Source organism: Mycolicibacterium rhodesiae, assembly GCF_002086695.1.
Lineage (GTDB): Bacteria > Actinomycetota > Actinomycetes > Mycobacteriales > Mycobacteriaceae > Mycobacterium > Mycobacterium rhodesiae.
Window position 1 is genome coordinate 1 of the sequence record NZ_MVIH01000012.1, and the last position, 18,202, is coordinate 18,202.

The window sequence follows — 18,202 nt, forward strand, 5'->3', positions numbered from 1 at the left end:
CGGGGGCGGCGGGGCGGGGGGGGGGGGGGGCGGGGGTGTTTAACTCCGGATCGCTGTGGGGGGGCGGGGGTGTCTCCCCCGCCGCCACCCTTATTTCTCCGGCCACTTCCTTATCAAAATTCTCAGAAAAATCAATCGACACGCCCGTAACAACTGCATCACGCGCTGCGATTCACATCACAGCGGCACACCAGTGCCCCCTTTGTCGGGAAGGGACAACACCAATGAGCACTCTGCGCAGGATCATCACCCTCTCAGTCATCTCCGCCGCCCTGGCACTCGCCGGGTTCGTTCTGAGCATCGGAAATGCCAGCGCAGACAGTGGCGTGAACTGGGACGCGGTCGCGCAGTGCGAATCGGGTGGCAACTGGGGCGCCAACACGGGCAACGGCTTCTCCGGCGGTCTGCAGTTCAGCGATGCCACCTGGAAGGCCAACGGTGGCATCGGCAGCGCGGCCCACGCCTCCCGCGAGGAGCAGATCCGGGTCGCCGAGAACGTCGCCCGCAAGCAGGGCATGGGCGCCTGGCCCACATGCGGCCAGGCCGCCGGGACGCCGGCCTTCGCCACCCCGGTCTCCAGCGGCACCGCCCCGGCTCAGGGTGGAGCCTGCGCCAACGTGATGAGCGGTCCGTTCAAGTCCATCGACTTCAACAAGATGTGCCAGGCCTTCCACGATCCGGGCCGCGCGATCGCCAACGCCCTCGGCCTCCGCTGATTCATCGCTGACGACGCCCTGCCGGCTCAGGCCGACTGGGCGTCGTCGCGTGTGGGGAGCCGGAAAGCGGACCGCGCGGCGATCGACGCGAGGTGGCGGGTCACCAGCACCTCCGGCATCACCACCGTGGACCAGCTGGCGAGTGCGCTCAGCGCCGGGGGTCGCAGGTTCACCACCCGACCGATCAGCCGCGATTCGGCGGCAATGCCGCGCACCCGGCGGCGGCGGAACGATTCGAACGCGGCGAACGCCTTCGGCAGGTCGGGGGACAGGTCGACGAATGCACCCAGCACGGCGGCATCCTCCAGCGCCTGGCACCCGCCCTGACCCAGATGGGGTCGCATGGGGTGCGCGGCGTCGCCGACCAGCACCACCGGCCCCGCCACCCAACGACGAGCGATGCTGCGGTCATAGAGGTCGTTGCGCAGCAGCTCGGCGGGATCGGTGGCCGCCAACATGGCCGGGATCGGCGCGGCCCACGATGCGAACCGCTCGCGCAGATACCCGAGCTCGCCCTGTGGCGCCGACGCGCCCTCGGCCGCGCGCTCGGTGGCGAACCAGTACGTCCGGCCGCCGCCCATCGGCACATGGCCCACCTCAGCCCCCGCGCCCATCGTCTCGCCGGCCAGTTCGGGGTCGATCGACATCGAGGCGACGCCGCGCCAGGCCGTGTATCCGGCGTAGCGATGACGCAGAGGACCGTTGAGATGGCGCGCCACCACCGAGCCCGTGCCGTCGGCGCCGACCACCGCGTCGACGTCGCGGGTCGAGGCATCCGTCAGGTGAAGCCGCATCCCGGCGCCGGTCGAACTCAGCCCGCGTACCCCCACGCCGTCGACGACGGTGCCCGGCGACAGTGCGCCCGCGAGTACGTCGCGCAACGCCGCGCGCTGCAGCACCACCAGCGGCTCACCCAGCGCAGTGACGATCCGCTCACCAGCCGGGCGCCGCAACCATCGGCCGTCCTTCCAGCGGATCGCGCCCGCAGCGATCCGGCCGCCCGCCGCTCGCACCTGATCGCCGAGACCGAGATGGTCGAGGGCAGCCAGGGCGTTGGGCCAGATGCTGATCCCTGCCCCGGAACCGGTGTCGGTGCGCTCCTCGATCACGGTGACGGCATGCCCGCGCCGGGCCAGCGCCGCGGCGGTGGCGAGTCCGGCGATGCCGGCCCCGACGACTGCGATCTCGGCCATGCCCTGAACCTAACCGGCATGTGCTACCAACGGGACATGACCTCGGGCCCATTCAACGATCTCGACGACTACATCGCACTGCCCCGGGTTTCCGGGCTGGCGGTGTCGGCCGACGGGTCGCGTGTCGTCACATGCGTCGCCGAACTCAACGCCGCCAAGACCGAATATGTCACCGCCCTGTGGGAACTGGATCCGGGCGGTGCCGCCCCGGCCCGCCGACTGACGCGCGGCGCCAAAGGCGAAGCCGCACCGGCGTTCACCGCCGACGGCGATCTGTTGTTCACCTCGGTGCGACCGAACGCGGACGACGACAAGCCGCCGGCCGCGCTGTGGCTGCTGCCCGTCGCAGGCGGGGAGTCCGTTCAGCTGGCCGAGCTGCCTGCCGGGATCAGTGCCGTCCGGACCGCGCGCAATGCAGCCGCGGTCGTCATCGGTGCGCCGCTGTTGCCGTCGGCCGGCACCGTCGACGACGAGCGCCGGCTACGAAAACTGCGTAAGGACAACAAGATCAGCGCGATCCTGCACACCGGCTACCCGGTGCGGCACTGGGACTCCGACCTCGGCCCGGACGAGACGCATCTGTTCGGCGTCGCAGCCGACGGTGCGCTCACCGACCTGACGCGGGAGCCGGGGCCTGCGCTCGGCGAGGCGGATTTCGCCGTCAGCCCGGACGGTACCTTCGCGGTGGCGACCTGGCGGGTGTCCGCTCCGCGCGCCGCCCTGCGATCGATATTGGTACGCATCGACCTGGCGACCGGTGAGCGCTCGGTGATCGCCGAGGATCCCGCCGCGGACCTGGAACACCCGGCCATCTCCCCGGACGGTACGGCCGTGGTGTTCACCCGTGAGACCGTCTCGACACCGCACGAGGCGCCACGAATCACATTGTGCTACTTGAATCTACGATCGGGGGAGTGGACGCAGCTGGCGGCCGGCTGGGACCGGTGGCCGGCGTCGGCGACGTGGAAACAGGACGGCTCCGGTGTTCTGGTCACCGCCGACGACAACGGTCGCTGCCCGATCTTCGCGGTCGGCGTGGACGGCGACGTCCGCCAGATCACCGACGACGACTTCAGCTACTCGAACGTCACCGCCGCACCCGACGGGGTCGTCTACGCGCTGCGAAGCTCCTATGCGGCCCCGCCGCACCCGGTGCGCGTCGACCCGTCCGGAGCGGTCACCGTACTGCCGTGCGTAAAATTGCCCGAACTCCCGGGCGAATTGACCGAGACCGTGGCGACCGCCGGCGACGGAACGAGGGTGCGGTCCTGGCTGGTGCTGCCATCCGGCCAAGAACCCGCACCGTTGCTGCTGTGGATTCACGGCGGACCGCTGGGCAGCTGGAATGTGTGGTCGTGGCGGTGGAATCCGTGGTTGATGGCGGCCCGCGGTTACGCGGTGCTGCTACCCGATCCGGCGCTGTCCACCGGCTACGGGCAGGACTTCATCCAGCGCGGGTGGGGTGCCTGGGGTGGGCCACCGTACGAGGATCTGATGGCCGCCGTCGACGCCGCGGTGGCGCACCCGCGCATCGACCCGGGGCGCACGGCGGCGATGGGTGGATCGTTCGGCGGCTACATGGCCAACTGGGTGGCCGGCCACACAGACCGATTCGCCGCGATCGTCACCCACGCCAGCCTGTGGGCGCTCGACCAGTTCGGCCCGACCACGGACGGCGCCTACTACTGGGCGCGCGAGATGACACCGGCCATGGCGCAAGACAATTCGCCACACCGCTTCGTCGAGCACATCACCACCCCGATGCTGGTGATTCACGGCGACAAGGACTATCGCGTGCCGATCGGCGAGGCGCTGCGGCTGTGGTACGAGCTGCTGACCGACTCCGGCTTGCCCGCAGCCGACGACGGCACCTCGCCGCACCGGTTCCTGTACTTCCCGTCCGAGAACCACTGGGTGCTCTCGCCGCAGCACGCGAAGATCTGGTACCAGGTGGTCACCGCGTTCCTGGCCGAACATGTCCTGGGGCAGACCGCGCAGTTCCCCGAAACGCTGGGCTGACCCACCCCCGGTAAGTTGGCCACCATGACCTCAGCGGAGCGGGAATTCGACATCGTCGTATACGGGGCCACCGGATTCGTCGGCAAGCTCACCGCCGAATATCTGGCCCGTTCCGGCGGTGACGTGCGGGTGGCCCTGGCCGGCCGGTCACCCGACAAGCTGCTGAAGGTGCGCGAAACGCTCGGCGGATCGGCCCAGAACTGGCCGTTACTGACCGCCGACGCTGCCTCCCCGTCGTCGCTGGCCGACATGGCCGCGCGCACCCGGGTCGTCATCACGACCGTCGGCCCCTATAGCCGCTACGGCCTGCCTCTGGTCGCGGCGTGCGCCGCGGCAGGCACCGACTACGCCGACCTCACCGGTGAGGCCATGTTCGTGCGGCAGAGCATCGACGACTACCACAAGCAGGCCGTCGACACCGGCGCCCGCATCGTGCACGCGTGCGGATTCGATTCCATCCCATCGGATATGAGCGTTTTCGCGCTGTACCGGCGAGCGCAGACGGACGGCACGGGCGAACTCGGAGACACCGACTTCGTGTTGCGCGGATTCTCCGGCGGAGTGTCGGGTGGCACGGTCGCCTCCATGATCGAGGTCTTCCGTGCGTCGTCGAACGATCCGAACACCCGGCGCATGCTGGAGGATCCGTACACCCTCACCCAGGACCGGGCCGCGGAGCCCGAACTGGGTCCACAGCCGGACCTGCCGTGGCGGCGCGGGCGCGAGATCGCGCCCGAACTGGCCGGAGTGTGGACCACCGGGTTCGCGATGGCGATGTACAACACGCGAATCGTGCGGCGCAGCAACGCGCTTCTGGAGTACGCCTACGGACGCCGGTTGCGTTATGCCGAGTACATGAGCGTCGGCTCGTCGGTCGCCGCGCCCGTGGTGTCGGCGGTGGCCAGTGCGGCGAACAACGGTGCCGTCGCGCTGGGCAGCCGGTTCTTCCGGCTCCTGCCGCGCCGCCTGGTCGAGCGGATCGCCCCCAAGCCCGGCACCGGACCCAGCGAGGCGGCCCGAGACCGCGGCTACTACCGCGCCGAGACCTACACCACCACCACGACCGGCGCACGCTACTGCGCCACGATCGCCCAGCAGGGCGATCCGGGGTACAAGGCCACCTCGGTGATGCTCGGCGAATGCGGCCTTGCGCTGGCACTCGACCGGGACAAGTTGTCGGATCTGCGGGGTGTGCTGACGCCCGCCGCCGCCATGGGTGACGCCCTGCTGGACCGGTTCCCTGCCGCCGGGATTTCGCTGCAGACGGTCCGCCTCAGCGACTAGTCTCAGCTGGGCGTGCCGCACATCCAGCACTGAAGGTGGACCTCATGGCCGGTCTCGACGATCTCTACAGCCAGATTCCCGTCGCGGATATCGCCAGCAGGATCGGCGCCCCGGAGGGTGACGTGAAGCAGGCGATCCAGACCCTGGTACCCACCCTGGTCGGCAGCATCCAGCACAACGTCGTCTCCGACGACATCGACTCAAGCACGCTCGAATCGGCGATCGCGTCGCAGGCCGGCAGCGGCCTGCTCGACGGCGGGGTGAATGTCGACCAGGTCGACACCGGGGCCGGGGAGCAGTTCGTCGCGCGGATCTTCGGCGGCAACGACACCAACCAGGTGGCCTCGGCGCTGGCCGGATCCGGTGCCGGTGGCGGGGACCTGTTCAAGAAATTGCTGCCGATCCTCATCCCCATCGTGCTGGCCTACCTGGGCAAGCAGGCCGGTGGCGGCTCGACCCAGGCCGGGGCGTCCGGCGGCGGGCTCGGTGACGTGCTCGGCAGCATCCTCGGCGGCGCCACCGGCGGAGCCGGGGGCGGGGACAACCCGCTCGGCAGCATTCTGGGCAACGTGCTGGGCGGTAAACAGGGCGGTGCCATCGGCGACATCCTCGGTGGCCTGCTGGGCGGGAAAAAGTAGCGCGGATAACCGCCGCACTGCGGGCGGTACGAAGGAGCCCGGGGCGCGTTCCTAGAATTGTCGGGTGACCACCACTGACGACTCTCGCGCCGACGCCCTCCCCAAGTCGTGGGATCCGGGGGCGGTAGAGACGCAGATGTATCAGGGCTGGGTCGACGCCGGCTACTTCACGGCCGACGCCACGAGCGGTAAGCCCGCGTATTCGATCGTGCTCCCGCCGCCGAACGTCACGGGCAGCCTGCACATGGGGCACGCACTGGACCACACGCTGATGGACGCGCTGACCCGCCGTAAGCGCATGCAGGGCTACGAGGTGCTGTGGCTGCCCGGGATGGATCACGCCGGCATCGCCACCCAGAGCGTCGTGGAAAAGCAACTCGCCGTCGACGGCAAGACCAAAGAGGACTTCGGCCGTGAGCTGTTCGTCGAGAAGGTGTGGGACTGGAAGCGCGAGTCCGGTGGCACCATCGGCGCCCAGATGCGCCGCCTCGGCGACGGCGTCGATTGGAGCCGCGACCGATTCACCATGGATGAGGGCCTGTCCAGGGCGGTGCGCACGATCTTCAAGCGGCTCTACGACGCCGGCCTGATCTACCAGGCCGAGCGCCTCGTCAACTGGTCGCCGGTGCTGGAAACGGCGATCTCGGATCTCGAGGTCAAGTACTCCGACGTCGAGGGCGAGCTGGTGTCCTTCCGCTACGGGTCGATGAACGACGACGAGCCGCACCTGGTGGTGGCCACCACCCGGATCGAGACGATGCTCGGCGACACCGCGATCGCGGTGCACCCCGATGACGAGCGCTACCGGCACCTGGTCGGCCAGACCCTGCCGCATCCGTTCGTGGATCGGCAGATCATCATCGTCGCCGACGCACACGTCGACCCCGAATTCGCCACCGGCGCAGTCAAGGTCACCCCGGCACACGACCCGAACGACTTCGAGATCGGCATGCGGCACAACTTGGCGATGCCGTCGATCATGGATACGAAGGGCCGGATCGCCGACACCGGAACGCAATTCGACGGCCTGGACCGCTTCGAAGCCCGGGTGAAGGTGCGTGAGGCGCTTGCCGAAGAGGGCCGCATCGTCGCCGAGAAGCGGCCGTACCTGCACAGCGTCGGGCATTCCGAGCGCAGCGGTGAGCCCATCGAACCGCGGTTGAGTCTGCAGTGGTGGGTGAAGGTCGAGTCGATGGCGAAGGCGGCCGGTGACGCGGTGCGCCACGGCGACATCGTCATTCACCCGAAGAGCCTGGAGCCGCGCTGGTTCGGCTGGGTCGACGACATGCACGACTGGTGCATCTCGCGACAGCTGTGGTGGGGCCACCGGATCCCGATCTGGCACGGCCCCGACGGTCAGAAGGTCTGCGTCGGTCCAGACGAGACCCCGCCGGAGGGCTGGGAGCAAGATCCCGACGTCCTGGACACCTGGTTCTCCTCGGCATTGTGGCCGTTCTCCACGATGGGCTGGCCTGAGCGCACCCCCGAGATCGAGAAGTTCTACCCGACAAGCGTTCTGGTCACCGGATACGACATCTTGTTCTTCTGGGTGGCACGCATGGTCATGTTCGGCACGTTCGTCTCGGGCGACGAGGTGATCACCGGAGACGGTGCGCGGGGTCCGCAGGTGCCGTTCGAGAACGTCTTCCTGCACGGGCTGATCCGCGACGAACACGGCCGCAAGATGAGCAAGTCCCGCGGCAACGGCATCGACCCGCTGGACTGGGTGGAACTGTTCGGCGCCGACGCGTTGCGATTCACCTTGGCCCGCGGGGCCAGCCCGGGCGGCGACCTGTCGATCGGCGAGGACGCGGCCCGCGCCTCCCGCAACTTCGCCACCAAGCTGTTCAACGCCACCCGGTTCGCGCTGATGAACGGTGCCGCCCCCGCGCAGCTGCCCGACGTCGCCGAGCTCACCGACGCTGACCGCTGGATCCTCGGCCGACTGGAAGAAGTTCGCGCGGAAGTGGATTCGGCTCTCGACGGCTACGAATTCAGCCGGGCGTGCGAATCGCTCTACCACTTCGCCTGGGACGAGTTCTGCGACTGGTACCTGGAACTGGCGAAGGTCCAGCTGGCCGACGGTTTTTCCGATACCACTGCTGTGCTGGCGGCTGTGCTGGACACCCTGCTGAAACTGCTGCACCCGGTGATGCCGTTCGTCACCGAGGCGTTGTGGAAGGCACTCACGGGTAACGAGTCGCTGGTGATCGCCGAGTGGCCGACAGCGTCCGGGATCGCCCTGGATCAGGTTGCCGCGCAACGGATCGCCGATGTGCAGAAGCTGGTGACCGAGATCCGGCGGTTCCGCAGCGACCAGGGCCTCGCCGACCGGCAGAAGGTTCCTGCCCGGCTGACGGGTCTCGACACGACCGGCCTGGGCGCCCAGCTCGCCCCAGTCGCGGCGTTGGCGTGGCTGACCGACGCGGGCGCGGACTTCACCGCCAGCGCGCACATCGAGGTACGGCTGTCGGGTGGCACCGTCAACGTCGAGGTCGACACCTCGGGCACCGTCGATGTGGCCGCCGAACGCCGGCGGCTGGAAAAGGACCTGGCTGCGGCAAACAAGGAATTGGCAGGAACCACAGCCAAACTCGACAACGAGGCGTTCCTGGCCAAGGCGCCCGACGAGGTCGTCGCCAAGATCCGCGGTCGCCAGCAGCTGGCCACCGAGGAAGTCGAGCGGATCACCGCCCGGCTGGCTGCGCTGGCATGACCGAGCCACTGGACGGGTCCTATGAAACTCAGGCCCCAACCCCCGACGAGATCGCCGCATTGCTACAGGTGGAGCACCTGCTCGACCAGCGTTGGCCGGAAACCAAATTGGAGCCCAGCACCGCACGCATCGAGGCGCTGATGGAGATGCTCGGCTCGCCGCAGCTGAGCTACCCGTGCATCCATATCGCCGGGACCAACGGCAAGACGTCGGTGGCCCGCATCGTCGACGCGTTGTTGACTGCGTTCAGCCGCCGGACCGGGCGCACCACCAGCCCACACCTGCAGTCGGCGGTCGAGCGCATCGCGATCGACAACGAGCCCATCAGTCCGGCCCGCTACGTCGAGGTCTACCGCGAGATCGAGCCGTTCGTGCAGCTTGTCGACGCTCAGTCTCAACAAGACGGTGGCCCCGCGATGAGCAAGTTCGAGGTGCTGACCGCGATGGCCTTCGCCGCCTTCGCCGATGCGCCCGTCGACGTCGCCGTCGTCGAGGTGGGAATGGGCGGACGCTGGGACGCCACCAATGTCGTCGACGCACCCGTCGCCGTGATCACCCCGATCGGCATCGACCACGCCGAGTACCTCGGTGACACCATCGGCGAGATCGCGGCCGAGAAGGCCGGCATCATCGGGGCGCCGCGGGGTGATCTGGTGCAGACCGACACCGTCGCGGTGATCGGTCGCCAGGCCCCCGAGGCGATGGAAGTGCTTCTGGCCCAGGCGGTCAAGTCCGACGCGGCCGTCGCGCGGGAGGACTCCGAGTTCGCGGTCCTGGGCCGCCAGGTCGCGGTCGGGGGACAGGTGCTGCAGCTGCAGGGCCTGGGCGGGGTGTACTCCGACATCTTCCTGCCGCTGCACGGCGAGCATCAGGCCCACAACGCCGTGGTCGCGCTGGCGGCGGTCGAGGCGTTGTTCGGCGCCGGGGCCGACCGCCAGCTCGACGTCGACACGGTGCGAGCGGGGTTCGCCGCGGCGGCCAGCCCGGGCCGTCTCGAGCGGATGCGCAGTGCGCCCACGGTGTTCCTCGACGCGGCCCACAATCCGGCCGGCGCCGCCGCACTGGCCGACGCGCTGACGTCCGAATTCGATTTCCGGTTCCTGGTCGGGGTGCTGTCGCTGATGGGTGACAAGGACGTCACCGGCATCCTCACCGCGCTGGAGCCGGCCTTCGACCAGGTCGTGGTCACCCACAACGGGTCGCCCCGCGCCCTCGAGGTGGACGCGCTGGCGCTGCGGGCCGAGGAGATCTTCGGCCCGGACCGGGTGGCGCGGGCCGACACGCTGCCCGACGCCATCGAAATCGCCACCGCGATGGTCGAGGATTCCGCGACCGACGAGGGGCTGTCCGGGGCAGGCATCGTCATCACCGGGTCGGTGGTGACCGCAGGCGCGGCCCGCACCCTGTTCGGGAAGGACCCGCAATGAGCGAAACCCCCGCAGCTCCGCCGGATCCCTGGAAGAGCTTCCGGGGCGTCATGGCCGGCACCCTCATCCTCGAGGCGATCGTCGTCCTGCTGGCGCTGCCGGTGGTCAGCATGGTCGGCGGCGGCCTGAGCGCATGGTCGACGGCCTACCTCGTGGGGTTCGCGGTCTTCCTGGTGCTGCTGGCCGGCGTGCAGGGCAGGCCGTATGCCATCTGGCTGAACCTGGGCGTGCAACTCATCCTGGTCGCGGGATTCTTTGTCTATCCGGCGGTCGGAATGGTCGGATTGTTGTTCGTGGTGGTGTGGGTGATCCTCGCCTACCTGCGCGCCGAGGTGCTGCGCAGGCAGCGCCGCGGCCTGCTGCCCGGCCAGCAGCAACCCCCGGAATGACGGGTACGCTGTCCGCCGTGAGCGAGCGAACCCTGGTCCTGATCAAGCCCGACGGCGTGCAGCGGCAGGTGGTCGGGGAGATCATCAGCCGAATCGAGCGCAAGGGCCTCACCCTGGCTGCCCTGGAGCTCAAGCAGGTCAGCGACGAGTTGGCCCGCGCGCACTACGCCGAACACGACGGCAAGCCGTTCTTCGACTCGCTGCTGGAGTTCATCACCTCCGGCAAGGTGGTGGCGGCAGTCCTGGAAGGCCCGCGCGCGATCGCGGCGTTCCGGCAGCTCGCCGGCGGTACCGACCCCGTCGAGAAGGCCACGCCCGGCACCATCCGGGGCGATTTCGGCCTGGAAACCCAGTTCAACCTCGTGCACGGCTCTGACTCCCCGGAGTCGGCCGAACGCGAGATCAGCCTCTGGTTTCCCGACTTCTAACCCGACTTCCCGGCCCACTGTCGTCCGAAGAGCCGCGGCGGTGTGGGATACTGGCTGCGGATGAGCCCCCAAGGCCCATCCGGATGAAGACTTACGACGTGCGCGACCACCACCTGGTGAGGCGCCGACCGTCACAGCCGTCATTCAGCCAGGCACCGAATTCGTTCGTCATGAGCCGTTCGGAGCGAGACCAATAAACAAGCCCGGGGAAAGTTACCGGGCACATAGCGGAAGCCCTCGCGTGGCCGCGTCGAATTGACGCGCCCGGGGGCTTGAGGAGAATACGTGGCCAACGATGACCTCTATCAGGATCTACCCGAAAACCCCACTCCGTCACAGTGGGAACCCCCGGCGCCGGCCGCCGGTGAAGAGCTGCCCGAGCGCTTGAGGGTGCACTCGTTGGCACGAGTGCTCGGCACCACCAGCCGGCGCGTGCTCGACGCCCTCAGCCAACTCGACGGCCGCACCCGCAGCCCGCACTCCAGCGTCGATCGCACCGACGCGGTTCGCGTGCGCGACGTCCTGGCGGCAGCTGCTCCCGAGGCCACCGCGGTCGAGGCCGCTGAGCCCGTCGAGGCCGCTGCAGTCGTCGCGGAGGAGACCGCCCCCGAGGCGGAAACGCCCCAGGTCCCCGAGACACCCGACACGGCCGAGGAGCCGGAGTCGCGGCTGATCCTGGAGACCACGACGGTCGAGACCGTCGAGCAGGCGGCCTACATGCCGCTGTTCGTCGCCCCGCAGCCGGTCGAGGTCGAACGCAAGCCCAGGGTTGTTGTCGACGAGGACGATGACGAGGACGACGAGGACGACGAGGACGACACGGACGAGTCCGGCGGCGAAACCGACAGTGACCAGTCCGAACGTCCCGCCAACCGCCGCCGCCGTCGCGGGCGGCGCGGTCGCGGCCGTGGCCGCGGCGAGCAGGGCGGCGCCGATGGCGAGAACGCCGACGACTCCGAGACGGCCGACGAGAACGCCGAGTCCGGCGACGAGTCCGAAAGCGACGACGACGACAGCGACGACGAGACGAACACCGGTGAGGGCGCGACCCGCCGGCGTCGTCGGCGGCGACGCCGCAAGACCGGCGGCGGCGACGATTCCGACAACGGATCGTCCGACGACCCGCCGAACACCGTCGTGCACGAACGTGCGCCGCGCGCCAAGGCCGAACGCGACCCGGACGCAATCCAAGGCATCAGCGGCTCCACCCGCCTGGAGGCCAAGCGTCAGCGTCGCCGCGACGGCCGTGACGCCGGTCGCCGGCGCCCACCGATCCTGTCCGAGGCAGAATTCCTGGCCCGCCGGGAGGCTGTCGAACGGGTGATGGTGGTGCGCGACAAGATCCGCACCGAACCGCCGCACGAGGGCGCCCGCTACACCCAGATCGCGGTGATGGAAGACGGCGTCGTCGTCGAGCACTTCGTGACCTCGGCCGCTTCGGCGTCCCTGGTCGGCAACATCTATCTCGGCATCGTGCAGAACGTGCTGCCCTCGATGGAGGCGGCGTTCGTCGACATCGGCCGCGGCCGCAATGGGGTGCTCTACGCCGGTGAGGTGAACTGGGAGGCCGCCGGTCTCGGCGGTGCGCAGCGCAAGATCGAACAGGCCCTCAAGCCCGGCGATTACGTCGTCGTCCAGGTCAGCAAGGACCCGGTCGGCCACAAGGGTGCGCGACTGACCACGCAGGTGTCACTGGCCGGGCGTTACCTCGTCTACGTACCGGGTGCCTCGTCGACCGGGATCAGCCGCAAGCTGCCCGACACCGAACGTCAGCGGCTCAAGGAAATCCTGCGCGACGTGGTACCCGACGACGCCGGTGTGATCATCCGGACCGCCTCGGAAGGCGTCAAGGAAGAAGACATCCGCGGCGACGTCACCCGGCTGCAGGAACGCTGGACCACGATCGCGGCGGAAGCCGAGCGGGTCAAGGGAAACAAGGCCGGCGCTGCGGTCGCTCTCTACGAAGAGCCCGACGTGCTGGTCAAGGTCATCCGCGACCTGTTCAACGAAGACTTCTCCGGGCTTATCGTCTCCGGTGACGACGCCTGGCAGACCATCAATGACTACGTCAGTTCCGTTGCGCCCGACCTTGTTTCGAAGCTGACCAAATACGAGCCCGCCGGTGGGCCGGACGGTCCGGATGTCTTCGCCGTGCACCGCATCGACGAGCAGCTGGCCAAGGCGCTGGACCGCAAGGTGTGGCTGCCTTCCGGCGGCACGCTGGTGATCGACCGCACCGAGGCGATGACCGTCGTCGACGTCAACACCGGCAAGTTCACCGGTGCGGGCGGCAACCTCGAGCAGACCGTCACCAAGAACAACCTCGAGGCGGCCGAGGAGATCGTCCGCCAGCTGCGGCTGCGCGATATCGGCGGCATCGTGGTCATCGACTTCATCGACATGGTGCTGGAGTCCAACCGCGACCTCGTATTGCGGCGACTCACCGAAGCGCTGGGCCGCGACCGCACCCGCCATCAGGTGTCGGAGGTGACCTCGCTGGGGCTGGTCCAGCTGACCCGCAAGCGGTTGGGCACTGGACTGGTCGAGGCGTTCTCCACCACCTGTACGCACTGCAGCGGCCGCGGCATCGTCCTGCATGCCGATCCTGTCGACACCACCCAGGCGGCCGGGCGTAAGTCTGAGTCCGGCAATGGCGGCGGTGGCGGTGGCCGGCGCGGCAAGCGGGGCAAGCGTGGTCGCGCCGAAGAGGCGCCGGTGGCGAAGGTGCCCCAGCACAGCACTGAGCATCCGATGTTCAAGGCGATGGCAGCCGCCAACGGCAAGCACGAGGATGACGAGGCCGAAGAGGAACTGGCCGACGAGATCGAGCGGGAGACCGAGGCCGAGGAATCGGACGATACCGCCGAGCAGGTCGCCCAGGAGGTCGCCGATGAGGATCTCGACGATGACGACGAGTCCGATGACGACGACGAGTCCGATGACGACGAGGACGACGACGATGACGACGATGACGACGACGAGATCGATGTCGACCTGGACGAAGACGACGAGGACCTCGACGAGGTCAGCCTCGATGTCGACGACGACTCCGAGGATGACGACGATTCCGACGACTACGAGGACGAGCAACCGGTCGTGACCTCGGCACCTGCGGCGGCTGCGCGCCGGCCGCGGCGCCGGTCAGCGGCCCGACCAGCGGGACCGCCGACGTCGTAGGGTGGCGGTTTGACCCTCCCGGTGCTGGTCACGTACCCTTGACCAGTTGTCGCCAGGCGTCCGTCGCCGGTGGCAGCGGGCTCAAGATCCCGCACCCCAAGACCCGCGCACGCAGCCTCGGTTAGCGCGCGCCCGCACAGAGCAGAGCGAAGGACACGATGGCGACGTACGCAATCGTCAAGACCGGCGGCAAGCAGTACAAGGTCGCCGTTGGAGACATAGTCAAGGTCGAGAAGCTCGAGGCCGAGGCCGGCGCCTCGGTGTCGCTGCCGGTCGCCCTCGTCGTCGACGGCGCCACGGTGACCACCGACGCGAAGGCTCTGGAGAAGGTCGCGGTCACCGGCGAGATCCTCGAGCACACCAAGGGCCCGAAGATCCGCATCCACAAGTTCAAGAACAAGACCGGCTACCACAAGCGGCAGGGTCATCGTCAGCCGCTGACGGTCCTCAAGGTCACCGGAATCAAGTAGGGAGCTGACATGGCACACAAAAAGGGCGCTTCCAGCTCACGCAACGGTCGCGATTCCAACGCCCAGCGCCTCGGCGTCAAGCGCTTCGGCGGCCAGCTCGTCAAGGCCGGCGAGATCCTCGTCCGCCAGCGTGGCACCCACTTCCACCCGGGCGTGAACGTCGGTCGCGGCGGTGACGACACCCTGTTCGCCACCGCTCCCGGCCTCGTGGAGTTCGGCGTCAAGCGCGGTCGCAAGACCGTCAACATCGTTCGCGCCGCGCGACCGGAGTAGGTCTGCATCGCGAGTGTGAATCCACTGCGAGGTCCAGACCCATAACTCGCACCAGGTTCACACTCGACGATTGAAAGGACGCTCCGATGCCTCGTTTCGTGGACCGCGTCGTCATCCATGCCCGCGCGGGCAGCGGTGGAAACGGCTGCGCCTCGGTACATCGGGAGAAATTCAAGCCACTCGGTGGGCCCGACGGCGGTAACGGCGGACGCGGCGGCAGCGTCGTGCTCGTGGTGGACCCGCAGGTGCACACCCTGCTCGACTTCCACTTCCACCCGCATGTCGCGGCGCCGTCCGGCACGCAGGGGATGGGCAGCAACCGTGAGGGAGCCAACGGCTCCGATCTCGAGGTCAAGGTGCCCGACGGCACCGTCGTACTCGATGAAAGCGGCCGTCTGCTGGCTGATCTGGTCGGCGCGGGAACCCGTTTCGTCGCCGCCGAGGGCGGCAGAGGCGGTCTGGGCAACGCCGCATTGGCGTCGCGGGCCCGCAAGGCCCCGGGGTTCGCGCTGCTCGGCGAGAAGGGTGAGGAACGCGAACTCACCCTGGAACTCAAGACGGTCGCCGACGTCGGTCTGATCGGGTTTCCGTCGGCAGGCAAATCCTCACTGGTGTCGGTGATTTCGGCGGCGAAACCCAAGATCGCGGACTACCCGTTCACCACGCTCGTGCCCAATCTCGGTGTCGTGTCGGCGGGCGACCACACGTTCACGGTCGCCGACGTCCCCGGTTTGATCCCCGGCGCCTCCGAAGGTCGCGGTCTGGGCCTGGACTTTCTTCGTCACATCGAACGTTGCGCCCTGCTGGTGCACGTGGTCGACTGCGCCACCCTGGAGCCGGGCCGCGACCCGATCTCCGACATCGACGCGCTGGAAGCCGAACTGGCCGCGTATCGTCCGACGCTGCAAGGCGATACGACGCTGGGCGACTTGGCCGACCGGCCGCGGGCGGTGGTGCTCAACAAGATCGACGTGCCCGAGGCCAGGGAGCTGGCCGACTTCGTGCGCCCCGACATCGAGGCGCGCGGCTGGCCGGTCTTCGAGGTGTCGACCGTGAGCCGGGAAGGCTTGCGCGAGTTGACCTTCGCGCTGTGGGACATGGTGGCGGCGTACCAGGCGGCCCAGCCCGAAGTGGTGCCGCGCCGCCCGGTGATCCGGCCGGTCCCGGTCGATCAGACCGGGTTCACCGTCGAGGCCGACCCGCACAACCCGGGCGGTTTCGTGGTGCGCGGCGTGCGGCCCGAACGGTGGATCGCTCAAACGAACTTCGACAACGACGAAGCCGTCGGCTATCTCGGCGACCGGCTGGCCCGTCTCGGGGTGGAGGACCAACTCCTCAAGCTCGGTGCCAAGCCGGGCTGCGCGGTCACGATCGGCGACATGACTTTCGACTGGGAGCCGCAGACCCCGGCCGGTGTCGATGTCACGCCGACAGGGCGCGGCACCGACGCCCGGCTGGAGCAGAACGACCGGATCGGGGCGGCCGAGCGCAAGGAGGCCCGCCGTCACCGCCGGGAGCACGAGGACGAGGCGTGAGTCAGTACCGCGAGGCGGTGCGTACGGCGCGCAGCGTCGTCGTCAAGATCGGCACCACCGCATTGACCACGAAATCGGGGTTGTTCGACGCCGGCCGGCTGGCCAAGCTGGTCGAGGCGATCGAGGCGCGGATGAAGTCAGGCTCCGACGTGGTGATCGTGTCCTCGGGCGCGATCGCAGCCGGCATCGAGCCGCTCGGATTGAACCGGCGTCCAACGGATTTGGCGACCAAGCAGGCCGCCGCCAGTGTCGGGCAGGTGGCCTTGGTCAACGCGTGGAGTGCGGCGTTCGCCCGCTACGACCGCACGGTCGGCCAGGTGCTGCTGACCGCGCACGACATCTCGATGCGGGTGCAGCACACCAACGCCCAGCGCACGCTGAACCGGCTGCGGTCGCTGCATGCGGTAGCGATCGTCAACGAGAACGACACCGTGGCCACCAACGAGATTCGCTTCGGTGACAACGACCGGCTCTCGGCGCTGGTGGCGCACCTCGTCGGCGCCGACGCGCTGATCCTGCTCTCCGACATCGACGGGTTGTACGACGCCGATCCGCGCAAGGCCGACGCCCGGTTCATCCCCGAGGTGGCCGGACCCGACGATCTCGACGGAGTGGTGGCCGGTGAAGGTAGCCGGCTGGGCACCGGCGGGATGCGCTCCAAGCTGTCCTCGGCGTTACTGGCCGCCGACGCCGGGGTGCCGGTGCTGCTGGCCGCGTCGGTCGACGCCGCCGCCGCTCTGACCGACGCGTCGGTCGGCACAGTGTTCGCGCCGCGGCCCGACCGGATGTCGGCGCGGCGATTCTGGGTTCGGTATGCCGCCGAAGCGTCGGGTGCGCTGACGCTGGACGCCGGCGCGGTGCGCGCGGTGGTCAAGCAGCGGCGCTCACTGCTGGCGGCAGGCATCACCGGGGTGTCGGGCCGATTCTTCGGCGGCGATGTCGTCGAGTTGCGTGACACCGACGGCGAGATGGTCGCCCGCGGGGTGGTGGCCTACGACGCAGCCGAGCTGACGACCATGATCGGCCGCTCGACCTCGGACCTGCCCGCCGAAATGCGCCGTCCCGCAGTGCACGCCGACGATCTGGTGGCCGTCTAGCTCGCGGAGACCCACCCGGACAGCTCGTCGACCAGCAGTGCCAGCATCGGCGAACACCCGCTGTCCACTTTCACGGTAGCGAGGTCGTCACCCCGGGTCGGCCCGCGGTTGATGATGGCGATGGGCATCCCCAGCGCGGCGGCGTGCCGCACGAACCTATACCCGGAGAACACCGTCAATGACGATCCGGCCACCAGCAGCGCATCGGATGAGTCGACCAGTGAATATGCCTGGGCCACAATTTCTTTGCGCACACTCTCGCCGAAGTACACGATGTCGGGTTTGAGCATCCCTGCGCACGACGGGCAGTCGATGAAGCGGAACGACTCCGTGTCGGTGACCATGGCATCCGCGTCGGGCGCTACCGCGATACCGCCGAGCCGCTCGGCCCGTTCGGCGAACCCCGGGTTGGCCGCCTCGAGTTCGTCGGCCAGTGCCGCGCGCGACATCGTGTGCCCGCAGTTCAAACACACCACCTGCGCGTAGGTGCCGTGCAAATTGATGACATTGCGGCTGCCGGCCTTGGTGTGCAGCAGGTCCACATTCTGGGTGATGATGCCGTTGACGACACCCGCGCGCTCCAGGTGGGCCAGCGCCCGGTGCCCGGCGTTGGGCATGGTCTGTGCCATGTGCCGCCAGCCCAGATGGTTGCGCGCCCAGTACCGCTGCCGGAACTCACGGCTGGAGGTGAACTGCCGGATCGTCATCGGATTGGCCGGCGGCGAGTCGGGGCCGCGGTAATCCGGAATGCCTGAGTCGGTGGAGATCCCCGCGCCGGTGAGCACGGCGACGCGCCGGCCCGCCAACAACGCGACGAGTTCGGGGCTTTCCACGCCTTCC

Annotated in this window: 15 protein-coding genes; 13 read left to right on the forward strand and 2 right to left on the reverse strand. The window is 68.7% G+C overall.

Features of this window, described 5'->3' with window-relative positions; all coding sequences use genetic code 11:
* The first annotated feature begins 224 nt into the window (after nucleotides 1-224).
* Nucleotides 225-716: a transglycosylase family protein gene (locus BST42_RS21290; protein WP_083121318.1), complete on the forward strand. Its 492-nt coding sequence runs from the start codon at nucleotides 225-227 to the stop codon at nucleotides 714-716.
* A 26-nt stretch (nucleotides 717-742) separates the two neighbouring features.
* On the opposite strand, the gene BST42_RS21295 is transcribed toward BST42_RS21290, so the two are convergent.
* Nucleotides 743-1,909: an FAD-dependent oxidoreductase gene (locus BST42_RS21295; protein ID WP_083121319.1), complete on the reverse strand. Its 1,167-nt coding sequence runs from the start codon at nucleotides 1,907-1,909 to the stop codon at nucleotides 743-745.
* Nucleotides 1,910-1,945: 36 nt separating this feature from the next.
* On the opposite strand from BST42_RS21295, the gene BST42_RS21300 reads away from it, so the two are divergent.
* From BST42_RS21300 to proB, 12 genes are all read left to right on the forward strand, one after another.
* Nucleotides 1,946-3,928: a S9 family peptidase gene (locus BST42_RS21300; RefSeq protein ID WP_083121455.1), complete on the forward strand. Its 1,983-nt coding sequence runs from the start codon at nucleotides 1,946-1,948 to the stop codon at nucleotides 3,926-3,928.
* A gap of 24 nt (nucleotides 3,929-3,952) precedes the next feature.
* On the forward strand, nucleotides 3,953-5,212 hold the full coding sequence (locus BST42_RS21305; protein WP_083121320.1) for a saccharopine dehydrogenase family protein: 1,260 nt from the start codon (nucleotides 3,953-3,955) through the stop codon (nucleotides 5,210-5,212).
* A 44-nt stretch (nucleotides 5,213-5,256) separates the two neighbouring features.
* Complete coding sequence (locus BST42_RS21310) at nucleotides 5,257-5,850, forward strand: DUF937 domain-containing protein (protein WP_083121456.1); 594 nt, start codon at nucleotides 5,257-5,259, stop codon at nucleotides 5,848-5,850.
* A 64-nt stretch (nucleotides 5,851-5,914) separates the two neighbouring features.
* Entirely contained in the window at nucleotides 5,915-8,566 is a 2,652-nt protein-coding gene (locus tag BST42_RS21315; RefSeq protein WP_083121321.1) for a valine--tRNA ligase, read from the forward strand.
* Complete coding sequence (gene folC, locus BST42_RS21320) at nucleotides 8,563-9,993, forward strand: bifunctional tetrahydrofolate synthase/dihydrofolate synthase (protein ID WP_083121322.1); 1,431 nt, start codon at nucleotides 8,563-8,565, stop codon at nucleotides 9,991-9,993. Before BST42_RS21315 ends, folC begins: the two co-directional genes overlap by 4 nt.
* Entirely contained in the window at nucleotides 9,990-10,382 is a 393-nt protein-coding gene (locus tag BST42_RS21325; protein WP_083121323.1) for a DUF4233 domain-containing protein, read from the forward strand. The genes folC and BST42_RS21325 overlap by 4 nt, the downstream gene beginning before the upstream one ends.
* A 17-nt stretch (nucleotides 10,383-10,399) precedes the next feature.
* Nucleotides 10,400-10,810: a nucleoside-diphosphate kinase gene (gene ndk, locus BST42_RS21330; protein ID WP_083121457.1), complete on the forward strand. Its 411-nt coding sequence runs from the start codon at nucleotides 10,400-10,402 to the stop codon at nucleotides 10,808-10,810.
* Nucleotides 10,811-11,095: 285 nt separating this feature from the next.
* On the forward strand, nucleotides 11,096-13,987 hold the full coding sequence (rne, locus tag BST42_RS21335; protein WP_083121324.1) for a ribonuclease E: 2,892 nt from the start codon (nucleotides 11,096-11,098) through the stop codon (nucleotides 13,985-13,987).
* Between the two features lie 158 nt (nucleotides 13,988-14,145).
* Nucleotides 14,146-14,457, forward strand: coding sequence for a 50S ribosomal protein L21 (rplU, locus tag BST42_RS21340; RefSeq protein WP_083121325.1), 312 nt, complete (start codon nucleotides 14,146-14,148; stop codon nucleotides 14,455-14,457).
* Nucleotides 14,458-14,466: 9 nt separating this feature from the next.
* Nucleotides 14,467-14,730 (forward strand): 50S ribosomal protein L27, encoded by a 264-nt coding sequence (rpmA, locus tag BST42_RS21345; protein ID WP_036344398.1) that lies wholly within the window; start codon nucleotides 14,467-14,469, stop codon nucleotides 14,728-14,730.
* An 86-nt stretch (nucleotides 14,731-14,816) separates the two neighbouring features.
* Nucleotides 14,817-16,265 (forward strand): GTPase ObgE, encoded by a 1,449-nt coding sequence (obgE, locus tag BST42_RS21350; RefSeq protein WP_083121326.1) that lies wholly within the window; start codon nucleotides 14,817-14,819, stop codon nucleotides 16,263-16,265.
* Nucleotides 16,262-17,362, forward strand: a complete 1,101-nt coding sequence (proB, locus tag BST42_RS21355; RefSeq protein WP_083121327.1) for a glutamate 5-kinase — start codon at nucleotides 16,262-16,264, stop codon at nucleotides 17,360-17,362. The genes obgE and proB overlap by 4 nt, the downstream gene beginning before the upstream one ends.
* Here proB and BST42_RS21360 read toward each other — a convergent pair.
* On the reverse strand, nucleotides 17,359-18,195 hold the full coding sequence (locus BST42_RS21360) for an NAD-dependent protein deacetylase (protein WP_083121328.1): 837 nt from the start codon (nucleotides 18,193-18,195) through the stop codon (nucleotides 17,359-17,361). The genes proB and BST42_RS21360 overlap by 4 nt on opposite strands.
* Nucleotides 18,196-18,202: the final 7 nt, after the last annotated feature.